The sequence below is a fragment of the Gordonia sp. DT101 genome, assembly GCF_049844895.1.
In the GTDB taxonomy this organism is placed as follows: Bacteria; Actinomycetota; Actinomycetes; order Mycobacteriales; family Mycobacteriaceae; genus Gordonia.
The window spans coordinates 46,948-62,234 of sequence record NZ_JBNCLX010000001.1; the positions used below are offsets into that span (position 1 = coordinate 46,948).

At 68.0% G+C, this 15,287-nt stretch carries 15 protein-coding genes; 7 read left to right on the forward strand and 8 right to left on the reverse strand.

The features are described from left to right. The first annotated feature begins 145 nt into the window (after positions 1–145). Together ACLQ3I_RS00230 and ACLQ3I_RS00235 are read left to right on the forward strand one after the other, a co-directional pair. Positions 146–751 (forward strand): LuxR C-terminal-related transcriptional regulator, encoded by a 606-nt coding sequence (locus ACLQ3I_RS00230; RefSeq protein ID WP_425792025.1) that lies wholly within the window; start codon positions 146–148, stop codon positions 749–751. A gap of 55 nt (positions 752–806) precedes the next feature. Continuing rightward, complete coding sequence (locus ACLQ3I_RS00235) at positions 807–1,529, forward strand: NUDIX hydrolase (RefSeq protein WP_425792023.1); 723 nt, start codon at positions 807–809, stop codon at positions 1,527–1,529. 11 nt (positions 1,530–1,540) lie between these two features. Here ACLQ3I_RS00235 and ACLQ3I_RS00240 read toward each other — a convergent pair whose 3' ends face one another. Further along, on the reverse strand, positions 1,541–2,419 hold the full coding sequence (locus ACLQ3I_RS00240) for an NAD(P)H-binding protein (RefSeq protein WP_425792021.1): 879 nt from the start codon (positions 2,417–2,419) through the stop codon (positions 1,541–1,543). 89 nt (positions 2,420–2,508) lie between these two features. On the opposite strand from ACLQ3I_RS00240, the gene ACLQ3I_RS00245 reads away from it, so the two are divergent. Continuing rightward, the gene (locus ACLQ3I_RS00245; RefSeq protein ID WP_425792019.1) at positions 2,509–3,204 is read left to right on the forward strand and encodes a TetR/AcrR family transcriptional regulator; all 696 of its coding nucleotides are present in this window, start codon (positions 2,509–2,511) and stop codon (positions 3,202–3,204) included. Positions 3,205–3,228: 24 nt separating this feature from the next. On the opposite strand, the gene map is transcribed toward ACLQ3I_RS00245, so the two are convergent. Then, positions 3,229–3,993: a type I methionyl aminopeptidase gene (gene map, locus ACLQ3I_RS00250; RefSeq protein ID WP_425792017.1), complete on the reverse strand. Its 765-nt coding sequence runs from the start codon at positions 3,991–3,993 to the stop codon at positions 3,229–3,231. A 92-nt stretch (positions 3,994–4,085) separates the two neighbouring features. Here map and ACLQ3I_RS00255 point away from each other — a divergent pair, with 92 nt between their 5' ends. Next, positions 4,086–4,349 (forward strand): helix-turn-helix domain-containing protein, encoded by a 264-nt coding sequence (locus ACLQ3I_RS00255; RefSeq protein WP_425799808.1) that lies wholly within the window; start codon positions 4,086–4,088, stop codon positions 4,347–4,349. On the opposite strand, the gene ACLQ3I_RS00260 is transcribed toward ACLQ3I_RS00255, so the two are convergent. The 6 genes from ACLQ3I_RS00260 to ACLQ3I_RS00285 all read right to left on the reverse strand — a co-directional run bounded on the left by ACLQ3I_RS00260 (position 4,337) and on the right by ACLQ3I_RS00285 (position 9,619). Next, positions 4,337–4,933, reverse strand: a complete 597-nt coding sequence (locus ACLQ3I_RS00260) for a DUF2567 domain-containing protein (protein WP_425799809.1) — start codon at positions 4,931–4,933, stop codon at positions 4,337–4,339. The two genes, ACLQ3I_RS00255 and ACLQ3I_RS00260, sit on opposite strands and share 13 nt — an antisense overlap. Beyond that, positions 4,930–5,145: a hypothetical protein gene (locus tag ACLQ3I_RS00265; RefSeq protein WP_425792114.1), complete on the reverse strand. Its 216-nt coding sequence runs from the start codon at positions 5,143–5,145 to the stop codon at positions 4,930–4,932. The genes ACLQ3I_RS00260 and ACLQ3I_RS00265 overlap by 4 nt, the downstream gene beginning before the upstream one ends. A gap of 79 nt (positions 5,146–5,224) precedes the next feature. Further along, entirely contained in the window at positions 5,225–6,253 is a 1,029-nt protein-coding gene (gene bioB, locus ACLQ3I_RS00270) for a biotin synthase BioB (RefSeq protein WP_425799810.1), read from the reverse strand. After that, complete coding sequence (bioD, locus tag ACLQ3I_RS00275; protein ID WP_425799811.1) at positions 6,250–7,107, reverse strand: dethiobiotin synthase; 858 nt, start codon at positions 7,105–7,107, stop codon at positions 6,250–6,252. The genes bioB and bioD overlap by 4 nt, the downstream gene beginning before the upstream one ends. Beyond that, entirely contained in the window at positions 7,104–8,303 is a 1,200-nt protein-coding gene (locus ACLQ3I_RS00280; protein WP_425799812.1) for an 8-amino-7-oxononanoate synthase, read from the reverse strand. Before ACLQ3I_RS00280 ends, bioD begins: the two co-directional genes overlap by 4 nt. After that, positions 8,300–9,619, reverse strand: a complete 1,320-nt coding sequence (locus tag ACLQ3I_RS00285) for an adenosylmethionine--8-amino-7-oxononanoate transaminase (protein WP_425799813.1) — start codon at positions 9,617–9,619, stop codon at positions 8,300–8,302. The genes ACLQ3I_RS00280 and ACLQ3I_RS00285 overlap by 4 nt, the downstream gene beginning before the upstream one ends. A gap of 125 nt (positions 9,620–9,744) precedes the next feature. On the opposite strand from ACLQ3I_RS00285, the gene ACLQ3I_RS00290 reads away from it, so the two are divergent. The 3 genes from ACLQ3I_RS00290 to glgX all read left to right on the forward strand — a co-directional run bounded on the left by ACLQ3I_RS00290 (position 9,745) and on the right by glgX (position 15,282). After that, a complete protein-coding gene (locus ACLQ3I_RS00290; protein WP_425799814.1) occupies positions 9,745–10,341 on the forward strand; it encodes a TetR/AcrR family transcriptional regulator in 597 nt (198 codons plus the stop codon). 164 nt (positions 10,342–10,505) lie between these two features. Continuing rightward, on the forward strand, positions 10,506–12,701 hold the full coding sequence (locus ACLQ3I_RS00295) for an acyltransferase family protein (RefSeq protein WP_425799815.1): 2,196 nt from the start codon (positions 10,506–10,508) through the stop codon (positions 12,699–12,701). A gap of 130 nt (positions 12,702–12,831) precedes the next feature. Next, the gene (gene glgX / locus ACLQ3I_RS00300; RefSeq protein WP_425799816.1) at positions 12,832–15,282 is read left to right on the forward strand and encodes a glycogen debranching protein GlgX; all 2,451 of its coding nucleotides are present in this window, start codon (positions 12,832–12,834) and stop codon (positions 15,280–15,282) included. The last annotated feature ends 5 nt before the right edge of the window (positions 15,283–15,287 follow it).

The window sequence follows — 15,287 nt, forward strand, 5'->3', positions numbered from 1 at the left end:
CCGGTCACATCTACGGCATTCCCGCCCGCAATTCGAGTAGTCCACTACGCGTTCGCTCACGCGTGCCGAACCATAGCGTTGGCGGTGTACAGACCTCATCCGGCCAGTCCAGACCGCGGCCCCGGACCAGATTGTGAGCAACGCGATGACCGTCTCCCCCTCCGACAGCTTCAGCCCCGTCCCCGTATCGACCGGCCCACGGCCGATTCCGCCCGGCACCGGACGCCCGGATGCGGCCGCACAGCGTCGCGAAGCCGCCCTCGCCCGTCTGGCCGCCCGGCGGATGCCGCTCCCCGGACAGCCCGTCGCGATGCCGGTCACATCGGCACCGGCCCACACGGTGCCCACGACGTATCCGGCGCAACGGGTCCATCCGACCGACGCGCGAAACGGGCGTTCTCACATGCGGCTGATTCCGGGCACCACCCCGATTCCGCCCGGCATGTCGACGTCGCTCGCGGCGCCGACAGCACCACGGATACCGTCGCCGGCGCTGCGCCCGCATCCCGAGCGCCCCGCTCGCAGGCGACCCGGCCTCACCGACCGCGAGATCCAAGTGCTCCGCACCTGGCTGCTCACCGATTCGAAGATCTGTGTGGCGGAAGAACTCTCGATCTCGATCGGCACGGTGAACACCCATCTGACACGTATCCGGGCCAAGTACACGGCAGTCGACCGGACCGCCCGCACCAAGGCAGCCCTGGCCGCGCGCGCCATCCAGGACGGGATTCTCGCCCTCGACGAGCTCTGAGCCACGGCGTGGCGAGGGGCAGGCAGGCGGTCCGAGCACCCATACAATCGACGCCATGCCACCGCCCCCACCGTCGTCGCCCACCGCCTTCCAGGCACCGTCGGGCGTACGCGTCGAGGTGTTGACGGCGGTCTTCCAGGTGCGCGAGTCCGGGCCGGAGTCGGCATCCTCACTGTGCGTCCTGCTCGAGAAGGCAGCCGACGTTGACACCTGGTCACTGCCGGGCGGGGATGTCGCAGACGATGAGACCCTCCAGACCAGTGCGCGACGTCTCGTCGCCGACACGGTCGAGATCGGCAACCTCGCGCACCTCGAACAGCTGGCCGTGTTCTCCGGTCCGCATCGGGTCCCCGGCGTCCGCACCATCGCGTCCACCTACCTCGGGCTGGTCCCGAGCGACGTGCAAGCATCGCTTCCCGAGACCGCGGCCTGGCACGGCGTCGATGCGTTGCCGGACCTCGCCTTCGACCATGGCGACATCGTCGCCGCGGCGCGGCATCGCCTGGCCGCCAAGCTCTCGTACACCAACATCGCCTTCGCACTTGCCCCGGCACGATTCCCGATGTCGGAACTGTCCGAGATATATTGTGCGGCACTGGGTTATCCGGTCGACACGACAAACCTTCTCCGCATCCTCAGCCGCCGCGCCGTGGTGGTGGCGACCGGCACGGTCGGCAAGACCGGACGGTCCGGTGGGCGCCCTCCTGCCCTGTATGCGTTCGCCGACACCCGATTACGGGTCACCGACGAGTTCGCGACCCTGCGCCCGCCGATGTGACCGCGGCGCGGTCACCGGCGAGAGGAGCTCAGAAGGGTCTCGAGCTGGGTACGGGTCGTCTGTGGCTCCCGGCCGATGAGTTCCTCCAGTGCGGGATCCACGGCCGCGAAGTCGCCGCGGCGTCCCGCTTCGAACAGTCCGAGCATCAAGCGGGCCGCGGGCTCCGGCATTCCCGAGGCGATCATGCTCCGCACCCAGTCCTCGTCGTCGACGACGGTGCGGCGGATCGTCGTCGACGTGATATCCGACATCATCTCGGCGATGTCGGCAAAGGTGACTGCATCTCCCGCGGTCAACGGGGGTGTCGGGCCGTCGAACAGCGGGCCGTCGTTCCCGGCGGCGAGAAGAACCGCGGCCCCGGCGGCGAGGTCGTCGCGGGACGTCCACGACACCGGGCCGTCGTCGGGTAGTGCGAGTTCGCCGGTCTCGAGCGCACCGGCCACGAGATGCCCGACCGTGTGGGCGTAGAAGCCGTTTCGCAGCGAGGTCCAGGGCACGCCGATCTCGGCGATGCGACGCTCGGTCTGCGCATGGTCCGGGGCAGCACCGAACGGGGAATCCGTCAAGACGTTCTGGTGTGCGGTGTAGAAGACTCGTCGGGCACCGGCGTCGGCGGCCGCCCCGGCCGCGGCGGCATGCTGCGCGACGGCAGCAGGCCCGAGGGAATCCACCGAGGTCACCAGGACTCGGTCGGCGCCCTCGAATGCGTGGCTCAGGGATTCCGGGTCGTCGAAATCACCGCGGCGCACACGCACACCCCGGACGGCGAGGTCGTCGGCTTTCCTCGGATCGCGGACACTGACCGCGATGTCGGCCGGCGGAACCCGGTCCAGCAGTTCTCGGACGATGCCCGCGCCCAGGCCTCCGGTGGCACCGGTGATGACGATCATTGTGCTGCCCTCTCGACGTTATCGATGAAATCCCAATTGTGTTATCACTGATTCATCCAACGGTAACACAAATACGTTATCGTCGATAAATGACAATCGCCCATTCCGACCGCGACCTGGTACGACTCCGCGTCCTCGATGCCGCCGCCGAGCTCCTCGCCGACGGCGGTCCCGACGCGGTCACCACACGCGCGGTGGCGTCGTCCGCGGGCGTACAGGCGCCGACGATCTATCGACTCTTCGGCGACAAGGTCGGCCTGCTCGACGCCGTTGCCGATCGGGTGTTCGCGGACTACGTCGACGCAAAGAAGGTGGACCGCGACAGCGACCCGGTCCGAGACCTCCGACGCTCGTTCATCGCGCACATCGACTTCGGAACGTCGAATCCCGGTCTCACCGCGATCTTCTCGGACCCGCTACGCCGCCCCTCGGCCACCGAGGAGCGGGGCATCGCCGTGCTGCGGGAGCGTATCCATCGGGTCGCACGCGCGGGACGCCTCCGCGTGCCCGAGGAGCGCGCCGTCATGCTCGTGCACGCGATCGGCACCGGCGTCGTACTCGCGCTCATCGCAGCGCCGAAACCGGATCGAGACGACCACCTCGCCGACGCGGCGTGGGAATCGCTTGCCGCCGCGGTCCTCACCGACGTCACCGACCGGTCCGACGACGGCACGCGCGCGGCGGCGCTGCGCCTGCGGGCCGACGACGACGCGCTCGCCGCGGCGCTCAGCCCGGCGGAGCGGACGCTCATGCGTGAATGGCTCGACCGGATCGCCGGTTCGTGACCGGAAACGCCCATCGCGCCGACGTCAGAGCGCAGTCAACACCTCGGCGTCGCCTTCGGTGATCGCGATCGTATGTTCGCTGTGCGCCGTGCGTGAGCCGTCGGCCGACCGGATCGTCCAGCCGTCGGGGTCGTAGATGATCTGCGACGTGCTCTGCGCGAGCCACGGTTCCAGCGCCAGAGTGAGCCCGGGCCGCAACCGCATCCCGTGCCCCGCCCGCCCGAGATTGGGCACATGAGGATCCTCGTGCATCGTGCGACCCAGCCCGTGCCCGCCGAACTCGGTGTTGACGAGATAGCCTCGGGACGTGCAGATCTCGCCGATGGCGGCCGAGATGTCACCGAGGCGATTGCCTGCACGCGCCGCGGCGATACCCGCCACCAGAGCCGCCCTGGTGGTCTCGACGAGTCGCTCGTCGTCGCTGCGCGGGGTCCCGACGATCACCGTCCGTGCCGAGTCGGCAACCCAGCCGTCGATCGCCACCGCGATGTCCATGCTGAGCACGTCACCGTCCGCGAGTACGTGGTCGTGCGGCAGGCCGTGCAACACGGCGTCGTTGACCGACAGGCAGATGACGTTGCGAAACGGCCCTCGCCCGAACGACGGGTCGTAGTCCCAGTAACAGGAGGCGGCACCACGCTCTTCGATCAGCTCACGGGCACGCATCTCGAGGTCGAGGACATTGACACCGATCCGCGCACGACCGGCCAGGTCGTCGAGCAGTTCCGCGATGAACCGCCCGGTCACCCGCATCGACGCGACCTCTTCCGGTGACTTGAGTTCGATCACTGCGGCCTCCTGTGTCCGGCTCGGGCGGTATTTGAATACCACCCTACGTAACGAGGACGGTATTTTCATACCGGGGTAGCTACAGTGGGCACATGGTTCGCGCACCACTCACCCCTGAGCAGATCGCCGCAGGCCGCAGGCTCGGAACACTGCTGCGCGAGTGTCGCGGCAACCGCACGACGAACGAGGTGGCGCGTGCAGCCGGGATCTCACCGGAGACGCTGCGCAAGATCGAGGGTGGCCGTTTGCTGACGCCGTCGTTCGCGACCGTCGTCGCTCTCAGTCGGGTCCTCGATGTGTCGGTGGACGCGCTCGCCACCGCGATGAGTGGCGAGGTCACCGCTCACATCGGCTGAGCGGTGGGCTGCAGTCGCTCGTCGGCGCCGGCGTCGGGCAGGTCCCCGACGCCGAGGTCAGCGCGGCGCGCGGCGAGCGCGAGACCGAGGTAGACCAGCGAGGCGGCCAGCGGCGCGCACACGAACAGGACCCATGGCCCCCCGATCCCACCCCGCACGGCGCCGTCGAGCCAGAGGTCCGGGACCACCTCGAAGGTCGAACCCACCGGCGACGACCTGGGATCGTCGAAACGCCAATCGGCCACCGTCGTGCCGACCCAGGCCGCGACGAGCGAGCCGATCACCGTCGCCACCGCGACGGCGACGAATCCCAGCGGACCCCGCCACCGACGACTCGTGAACCATGAGATCGCCACGGCGACCACCCCGTAGCCGAACAGGAGCAGGGCAAAGGTTGCGACGCCCGCGAATTCCTCGGGGAACTGGCCTGCCGGGATGAGCGCGGAGTCGGCATCGACGACCCGGCCCGACATCGCCGGGGTCACCTCCGCCCAGATCATCCCGACCACGAAACCGAGCAGGACCACCGAACCGACCACCGCGATCAGCGGCCCGACGGCGGGCCGACGCCCGGCGATGGTCACCGCCGGCCCAGTTCGGTCGAATCGATCGTTCCGTGCCGGGAGCACCGGGCACCCCATCCGTCGGGACGTACCTGCACCACCATGCGTCGACCACACTGCCCGCAGAACCGGGGTGGTTCCAGACCCATCCGGGCTGCCGGCGGCACCGCATCGGCCGACTCCAGTTCGAGCTCGAGTCCGGTGTGGACACCGAACCGGCAGGGCTGGGCCATCGGGCCCGGGATCTCATGCAGCGCGTCGGGAATGCCCGGGGGCCCCGGCGTCGTCTTCGGAGACGTCACGTCGTCGAGCCTAGATGCTGTCGTTGAGTGCTTTGATCGGCATCGACAGATCCGACAGGAGATCGAGATCGTCTTCGGCCGGTCGGCCCAGCGTGGTGAGGTAATTGCCGACGATGACGGCGTTGATGCCGCCGAGGATGCCCTGCTGGGCACCGAGATCGCCCAGCGTGATCTCGCGACCACCCGCGAAGCGCAGGATGGTGCGGGGCAGCGCGAGACGGAACGCGGCGACCGACCGCAGCGCCTCGGAGGCCGGCAGGACGTCGAGATCGCCGAACGGGGTGCCCGGGCGCGGGTTGAGGAAGTTGAGCGGCACCTCGTCCGGCTCCAGCGACGCGAGATCGGCGGCGAACTCGGCGCGCTGCTCCAGACTCTCCCCCATGCCGAGGATGCCGCCGCAGCAGACCTCCATACCGGCGTCGCGGACCATCCGCAGGGTGTCCCAGCGTTCCTCCCAGGTATGGGTGGTCACCACATTCGGGAAGTGGCTGCGGGCCGTCTCCAGATTGTGGTTGTACCGATGGACACCCATGTCCTTGAGCTGATCCACCTGTTCCTGGGTCAGCATGCCAAGGCTGCAGGCGATCTGGATGTCGACCTCGTTGCGGATCGCCTCGATGCCGGCCGCGACCTGGCTCAGCAGCCGCTTGTCCGGGCCGCGGACCGCGGCGACGATGCAGAACTCGGTGGCGCCCGTCTTCGCGGTCTGCTTGGCAGCCTCCACCAGCGACGGGATGTCGATCCACGCGCTGCGCACAGGCGACGCGAAAAGACCGGACTGTGAACAGAAGTGGCAGTCCTCGGGACAGCCCCCGGTCTTGAGCGAGATGATCCCCTCCACCTCGACCTCGGGTCCACACCATCGCATCCGGACATCATGGGCGAGCTGCAGCAGTCCGGTCAGACGTTCTTCCGGGAGCCGCAGCACCTCGAGGACCTGCTCGCGGTTCAGCGGCTCCCCGCGGTCGAGGACCTGTGCGCGCGCGACGTCGAGGATGTCGCCGGTCGTCTGTTCGGATACAACGGATGCCTGGGTCACGAGTGGACTCCTTCGGTGGACTGGCTGTCGGGGTGGGCGGACGGTACCGCCGTGGAAAAATCAGTTACTTTCGGCGCGAATCCGGTTGCTTTCGGCGCGAATCCGGTTGCTGTCGGCGAGGATTCGGTTGCTGTCGGCGAAAAGGAGGTTGCTGTCGGCGGTAGAGCACTCTCACGCCGGAGCCAGTCGGTGTCGATCCATGACGGCGCGCGGCGGCGGAAGTCCGCCGGATCGAGGCCCCCCACGCCCGCCGGGATCACGCCGACGATCGGTACCCCGGTGACGCGCGGTAGATCGGTGCGGTTGCAGGTCATCGCGAGATCGGGGTCGGCGGGCCACGAGCCCACCACGAGGCCTGCCGGACGCAGGCCGCGGGCGACGATCGCACCGACGGTGAGCTCGGCATGGTTGAGCGCACCGAGCCCCGGCGGAACCACCACGAGCACACCCGCATCGGTGGCCGCCGCGACATCGAGCAGGGTCAGTCCGTCGGCCAGGCGGACCAGGATTCCACCGGCGCCCTCGACAAGGGTGAAGTCGTGGACGGCGGACAACGCGGCGACCGCGGCCGAGATCCCATCGAGATCGAGCTGATCCATCCCGGCTCGCCGGGCGGCCGTGTCCGGGGCGAGCGGATCGGGAAAGCGCGCACATTCCACCGTAGTGACCGGACCGGCCAACTCGTCGATCACGGCAAGGTCGCCGGGCTCGCCGGGCGCGACCCCGGTCTGTGCCGGTTTGCACACGGCCGCGGTCAATCCGGCGTCCGCGACGGCCGCGACCAGCGCTGCCGTGACAATGGTCTTGCCGACGTCGGTGGACGTGCCGGTGACCGCGAGGACATGTCCGGTCATCGCACACCCACCTCTCGGGCCCCGACCTCGCGCAGCGCGTCGTTCACGACGTCGGCGACCTGATCGATCACCGGCACGTCGAGATCGGCCCGCACGGTCAGCCGCAGTCGCGAGGTGCCCGCGGGCACCGACGGCGGGCGGAAACAGCCGACGAGGACGCCGCGATTCCGGCAGATCGCGGCGGCGGCCACCGCCCGTTGTGGCTCTCCGATGATCAACGAGATGACCGCAGCGGCCGGGGTGGGTGCACCGATCGCGACAGCGAGACGAGTCGCGTTGGTGCGCAGCAGATCCGGCATTGACGCATCTGAACGGAGCAGTCCGAGGGCGGCACGTGCCGCCCCCACCGCCGCCGGATTGAGCCCGGTGTCGAAGATGAAGGTCCGAGCCCGGTCGATCAGATGGGAACGCAGCAACGCCGATCCGAGCACCACGCCGCCCTGCGCGCCCAACGATTTGGACAGCACCGTGGTGACCACCAGGTCCGGAGCCCCCGACAGCCCGAGCTCGGCGACCAGCCCTCGACCGCCCGGCCCGCGGACTCCGAGGGCATGCGCCTCGTCGACGAGCAAGGCGGCGCCGTGATCGCGAGCTGCCGAATACAACTCACCGACGGGTGCCGGCTCGCCGTCGATGCTGTACACCGAATCGGTGACCACCAGGGCCCGTTGTTCGGTCCGCTCACGCAGCGCCGCACGCACCGCGGCGTGATCACCACGATCGGTCACCACCACCCGCGCCCGCGACAACCGGCATCCGTCGATCAGCGACGCATGCGTACCCGTGTCGCTGACGATCAGATCGCCCCGGCCCGCCAACGCCGTGATCGCCCCGACGTTGCCGAGATAGCCCGACGAGAAGGTCAGCGCAGCAGGAAAACCGAGGAAGTCGGCCAGATGGTCCTCGAGTTCGACATGGAGCTCGGTGGTCCCGACGACGAGCCTCGACGCGGTCGAGCCGGCCCCCCAGGTGTCGAGTGCGGCATGGGCACCGGCGATGACGGCCGGATGGCCGGACAGGCCGAGATAGTCATTGGAGGCGAGGTTGATCATCGTCGGATCGGGGGGCCGCACAACGGGTTCGCGATGCAATCCGGCGGCGCGCAGACGCGCGGCCTCGTCGGCCAGCCAGGCCAGCGCATCGTCGGCATCGACGACCGGCGTGATCACGGAATCCGGCAGTTCGGTGGTCGTCATCGGATGGCGCCCGCGACGAGATCGGTGGACAGGCAGGCCTTCGCGGCGGCCCGCACCCCACGGGTGATGGTGTCGATGTCGTCGTCGGTGCACACGAACGGGGGCATCACGTAGATGAGATCCCGGAACGGACGGACCCACACTCCCTCGTCGAGTGCGGCCGCAGTGGCGGCGGCGACGTTCACCGGACGGTCGAGCTGGACGACGCCGATGGCCCCGCGCACCCGGACATCGACGATCCCCGCATGACCGTCGAGGTCGGCCAGCCCCGACCGCAACCGGCTCTCGATGCCGTGCACCCGTTGCCGCCACGGGGAATCGAGCAACAGTTCGACCGAGGCGACCGCCACGGCACACGCCAGCGGATTCGCCATGAAGGTCGGCCCGTGCGCGAGCCCGCCCGCTTCCCCGGCGCTGATGACCGCGGCGATCTCAGCCGTACACAAGGTGGCCGCCAGGGTCAGGTATCCGCCCGTCAGCGCCTTGCCGAGACACATGATGTCCGGGGCCACCCCCGCATGATCGGCCGCGAACAGTTCCCCGGTGCGGCCGAATCCGGTCGCGATCTCATCGAAGATCAGCAGGACGCTGGCACGGTCGCAGATGCGGCGCAGTTCGCCCAGGTACCGCGGATCGTGGAACCGCATCCCGCCCGCACCCTGCACGACCGGTTCCACGATGACGGCCGCCAGCCGGTCACGATGCCGTTCGACCGCGGATTCGAGAATGCCGACGTAGTCGTCGTCGAACGCCGTAGGCGGCGCGGGCACAAAGACCTGTTCGGTGAGGACGTCGTGCCACATCGAGTGCATCCCGCCGTCGGGATCGCAGACGCTCATCGGCGTGAAGGTGTCGCCGTGGTAGCCGCCGCGCCACGTGAGCAGTCGGGTCCGCTCCCCGTGACCGCGACTGCGCCAGTACTGCAGCGCCATCTTGACCGCCACCTCCACCGACACCGAACCCGAGTCGCAGAAGAAGACCTTCTGGAGCGGCTCGGGGGTGATCGACGCGAGCAGCTGTGCCAGTCGGGCGGCGGGTTCATGGGTCAGACCGCCGAACATCACGTGTGACATCGTCCCGAGCTGACGGGTCACCGCGTCGTCCAGCACCGGATGGCGGTAGCCGTGAATCGCCGCCCACCACGAGCTCATCCCGTCGACGACGCTGCGCCCGTCTCCCAGCTCGAGCCGGACACCCCCCGCGCCCCGCACCACCAGTGGCGGTGGCTGCGACAGGTCGACCCCCGTCGCCGGCATCGCGCCATAGGGATGCCAGACATGCTCGGCATCGATACGACTGATGGTGGCCTCGTCCACAGCGATGTCCTTCGAGATCGGGAGAGACGTCGTTCGGGCTGACGGCGTCCTGGACACTGTACAGGCTTCCTGGACGCTGTACAGGCCGCGCGTCGTCGGGTACTCGCGCCCATTAGCCTGAGCGGGTGAGCAACAATCGGGCCGACGTCCTGCGAGCGGCTCGGGACATCCTCACCGACCACAGCCTCGCCGACCTCTCGATGCGACGACTAGCCGCGGACCTCGGTGTCCGCCCGAACGCGCTGTACTGGCATTTCCCGAACAAGCAGACGCTGCTCGCCGCCCTGTCCGACGACATCCTCGGCGAGGTGCGCACTGCGCCGGGGTCGCTCCCGTGGGATGAGAAGCTGGCATTCCTGGCGACCGGGATGCGCGCCGCGCTGCTGTCGGTGCCCGACAGCGCCGAGGTGGTGTCGTCGAGCTGGGCCAGCGGACTGTCGCCGAAGTCGATCGCCATCGACCTGACCACGGTGGCACGCCACGGCGGGCTGAGTGAACGGGACGCCCGGGCCGTCGCGACCGCGGTGTGTCAGCTGGTCATCGGACTCACCATCGAGGAGCAGACACGTGCCCAGATGGAACGCCTCCAGGTGATCGAGCCGTCGGACCGGGACTTCACCGCCGAGTTCACCGACGGCCTGAGCGTGATCCTCGACGGCGCGCGACTGCGCGCCCTGGCCGTGTCCGCGTCCCCCGCCTCGGCCGAAAGTAAAGAAAAGTAAAGGTCAGCGGGGGTGTCACCGTAGGCGTGTCGAAGCGGACCGAAGCGGGATATCACAGCTTGGACATGTAGATTGCTTCCCGATACCCGCCTCTGGCACACCCACCCAGCCGTCGGGTTCGGTTCGCCGAACGCGACGTCGAGACAGGAAGACGTACCCAGGTAGTGGCAGCCCCGACCCACGCAGCCGCGCCGGCGACGCCGGCGCAGGCCGGAAACGTGCCCGCGTATCGCACCGACCTCGATGGTCTGCGCGGTATCGCGATCGCACTCGTCGCCTGCTTCCACATCTGGTTCGGCCGGGTCTCGGGCGGCGTGGACGTCTTTCTCGCGTTGTCGGGGTACTTCTTCATCGGTTCGCTGCTGCGTCACGCGATCCACAGTCAGGCGCCGCACGTCACCTTCCGTGACACGATCGATCCGTGGCCGCGCCTGAAGCGACTCCTGCGCCGCCTTCTGCCCACCCTGTTCACCGTGCTGATCGCGGTGGCTGTGCTGACCGTCATCGTGATACCCGAGACCCGCTGGGTCAGCATCGGCCGCGAGCTGATCGCGAGTGCGTTGTACTACCAGAACTGGCATCTGGCGTTCAATTCCCAGGACTACCTCGCGGCGAGCTCGGCCAACAGCCCCCTCCAGCACATCTGGTCGATGTCGGTGCAGGGTCAGTTCTTTGTCGTCACCGTGGTCGTCGCCCTCGCATTCGCCGCACTGCTCAAGCTCTTCGCGAAGGCCGTCGCGCCGTTGGCGAACCCGCAGGTGATCCGGGCGGTCGTCGGTATCGCCATCCTCGCGGTCGCCGCCGTGTCGTTCTACTGGGCCCACATGCGGATGGGGGTCAACCAGCAGTTCAACTACTACGACACCCTCTCCCGGCTGTGGGAGCCGCTGACCGGCGGCCTGCTCGCGATCTGGTTGCCCAACTGGCGCGTCCCGCGCTGGATCCGTACGGCGGCCGCAGTCGTGGCCCTCGCCCTGATCGTCACCTGCGGCTGGTGGATCGACGGGGTCGACTCCTATCCGGGGCCGTGGGCGCTGATCCCGGTGGGCTCGACACTCCTGATCATCTGGGCTGGCGCCACTGCCCTGGAGCGTCCGCGGCCGGGCGTCTCCGAGCCGCAGGCCCTACCGCCGGTCAACCGGATGCTGGCCAGCCGGTGGCCGGTCTGGCTGGGCACCATCGCCTACGCCCTCTATCTCTGGCACTGGCCCCTGCTCATCTTCTACCTGACCTGGCGGGGCAAGGACCACGCCTCGGTGCTCGAGGGTGTGGGGCTGCTCGCGGTCTCGATCACGCTCGCCTGGCTCACCAAGCGATACATCGAGGATCCGTTACGCGGTGGCGGCCGGTCGCGGCTGGCGCACGCCCGCCATGACGGGAGCACCCGCTGGCTGACCTACACCTCGGCGCTGACGTCGGTCCTGGTGATCGCAACCCTGGTGACCGGGGTCGGCATCAAGGTCTGGGATCGGCACGTCTCGACCATGGTGGTGGACACCAAGAACCTCGATCCGAGCCTGTATCCCGGTGGCCGTGCACTTCTCAACGGCCTGCCCGTGCCCGCACTGGATCCGCAGCCGTCGCCGTTGCTGGTCACCAAGGACTTCCCGGAGACCTCCACCGACGGCTACATGAGCAGCTTCGAGGACCCCGACATCCACGTCGGTGTGTACGGCGACCCCAACGCGACCAAGACGATCGCACTGATCGGCGGATCGCACGCCGAGATGTGGATCAGCGCACTGAACCTGCTCGGACAACGCAACCACTTCAAGGTGACCACGTACCTCAAGATGGGTTGTCCGATGTCGACCGAGCTCGTCCCCAAACAGAACGGCGTGCCGTATCCGCAGTGCCACGACTGGGTGATGCGAGTCCAGAAAAAGGTCATCGCGGACAAGCCGGACGCTATCTTCACCAACTCGACCCGGCCTCGCGACTACGAGCCCGGCGACTGGGTGCCCCCGACATACACACCGATCTTCGACGATTTCATCGCCGCGGGCATCCAGGTGTTCGGTATCCGCGATACGCCCTGGCCGCACAACGCCGCGGGTCTGATCGACACGCCGACGTGTCTCGCCGACGGCGGGTCGGCCACGAGTTGCGCGACTCGACGGGCCGCAGCGCTGGCTCCCGAGGACCCGGCGAAGGCGTTGTCGGCGACCAGGCCGATGTTCCACGCTCTCGACCTCTCCAACGGGGTCTGCGATCCGGAGTTGTGCCCGGCGATCGTCGGCAACGTGGTCGTCTACAAGGACTGGCATCATCTCAGCGCGACCTTTGTCCGCAGCCTGACCGATGAATTGGGCCGACAGATGGCGGCAGCGGCACCGTGGACGGGCCAGTCGCCCCGGTGACCCCCCTCGCCCGTTGACCCCCTCGCCCGTTGACCCCCTCGCCCGTTGACGCTGTGTGACGTCGACGGTCACACATCGTAGGCGTGCTCTCCGAGATGAACCCGGGGCCGTTGACGGCTAGTGTCGTCTCATGGAATCGCCGAAGGTCGCAGTGACTGAGTCACCGGCCCCCGATGCCGGAGGTTCGCCCCCCGCCCAGTCCGCGGAGGTCACCAACGTTCCCGATCCGTTCGACTTCGCGGCACCACCGGACGACCGGGAACCCTTCATCGTCTGGCCGGGCAGCGCGTATCCGCTCGGCGCGACGTATGACGGTGTGGGGACCAACTTTTCGTTGTTCTCCGAGGTCGCGACCGCGGTCGATCTGTGTCTCGTCGACGACGCCGGGACGGAACGTCGGATCCGCCTGGAGGAGGTCGACGGATACTGCTGGCACTGCTACCTCCCCAACGTCGGACCGGGTCAGTTCTACGGCTTCCGGGTGCACGGTCCCTACGATCCCGCGCAAGGCCTCCGCTGCGATCCGAGCAAGCTGCTGCTCGACCCTTATGGGAAGGCGTTCCACGGCGAGTTCGACGGGGATGCGTCGCTGTTCTCGTACCCCATGGTCGACGAAGAGCCGGCGGAGGTGTCCGCCGACGACGGGACCGCCCAAGCAAACGTCGTCGACTCGACGGCCGGCGGCACCGACACGGCGCCGCGCGGCGATTCCGCGACCGGGTCCACCAGAACACCGGACACCGACACCGACGACACCGAGACTGCGGCCGAATCGGTCGCCGACACCGAGTCGTCGCTGACCCTCACCACCCGCGCGCCGACCGACATGCCGCAACTCGACTCGCTGGGCCACACCATGGTCTCCGTGGTGATCAATCCGTATTTCGACTGGCAGAGCGACCGATCGCCGCGCCGTCCGTATCACCAGACGGTCATCTACGAGGCCCACGTGAAGGGGATGACCGCCACTCATCCGGATGTTCCGGAACATCTGCGCGGAACGTATGCGGGGCTGTGTCACCCCGTCATCATCGATCATCTGCAGTCGCTGGGTGTCACCGCGATCGAGCTCATGCCGGTCCACCAGTTCATGCAGGATTTCGTCCTGCACGACAAGGGCCTCCGGAACTACTGGGGGTACAACACCTTCGGGTTCCTCGCACCCCACGTCGAATATGCGTCAAAGGCCGATCAGCCGGCAAGCGCGGTCACCGAGTTCAAGGCGATGGTCCGCGCATTCCACAAGGCGGACATCGAGGTGATCCTCGACGTGGTCTACAACCACACGGCCGAGGGCAACCATCTCGGCCCGACGGTCTCGTTCCGCGGGATCGACAACGCGGCCTACTACCGGCTCGTCGACGGCAACCCCGAGATGTACATGGATTACACGGGAACCGGGAACAGCCTCAACGGGCGCCATCCGCACACGCTGCAGCTGATCATGGATTCGCTGCGGTATTGGGTACTCGAGATGCATGTGGACGGCTTCCGTTTCGACCTCGCTTCCACCCTCGCCCGTGAGCTGCATGACGTGGACCGGCTGTCGGCGTTCTTCGATCTGGTGCAACAGGATCCGGTGGTGAGCCAGGTCAAGCTCATCGCGGAGCCCTGGGATGTCGGCGAGGGCGGCTACCAGGTCGGCAACTTCCCGCCGCTGTGGACCGAATGGAACGGCAAATACCGCGACACCGTCCGGGACTACTGGCGAGGCGAACCGGCCACCCTCGGAGAGTTCGCGTCGCGGCTGACGGGTTCGTCCGATCTGTACGAGGCAACCGGCCGTCGCCCCCTGGCCAGCATCAACTTCGTCATCGCCCACGACGGCTTCACGTTGCGTGATCTCGTGTCCTACAACGAGAAACACAATATCTCCAACGGCGAGGACAACCGGGACGGCGAGAGTCACAACCGATCCTGGAACTGCGGCGTCGAGGGCCCCACCGACGACCCGGACATCCTCGCCCTCCGCGCACAGCAGCAGCGCAACATCCTGGCCACCCTGTTCCTCTCGCAGGGCACGCCCATGCTGGCGCACGGTGACGAGATGGGCCGGACGCAACAGGGCAACAACAACGTCTACTGCCAGGACTCCGAACTCTCGTGGATGGACTGGTCGCTCGCCGAGAAGAACGCCGACCTGCTCGACTTCACCCGCCGGGCCATCGCGCTGCGCCACGACCACCCTGTGCTGCGGCGCCGAAGGTTCTTCGCCGGCAAGCCGATTCGCTGGGGCGATCAGGCCCTCGACATCGTCTGGCTGACGCCGGCCGGTCAGGCAATGACCGCCGAGGACTGGGACAGCGGGTTCGGCAAGAGCCTGGCGGTGTTCCTCAACGGCGACGGCATCGAGGAGAAGAACGAACTCGGCGAGAAGGTCGTCGACGACAGCTTCCTCGTCTGCTTCAACGCGCACGACGGCGACATCGACTTCCACCTGCCACCGCCGTCGTGGGGCCTCGAGTGGAGCGGCGAACTCGACACCACCCACGCCACCGGCGCGACCGACCTCACCGCCGCGGCCGAGACGACCGTGACCGTCGGTGCCCGATCGGTCCTGGTCCTGCGTAAGACGGCGTGAGCACC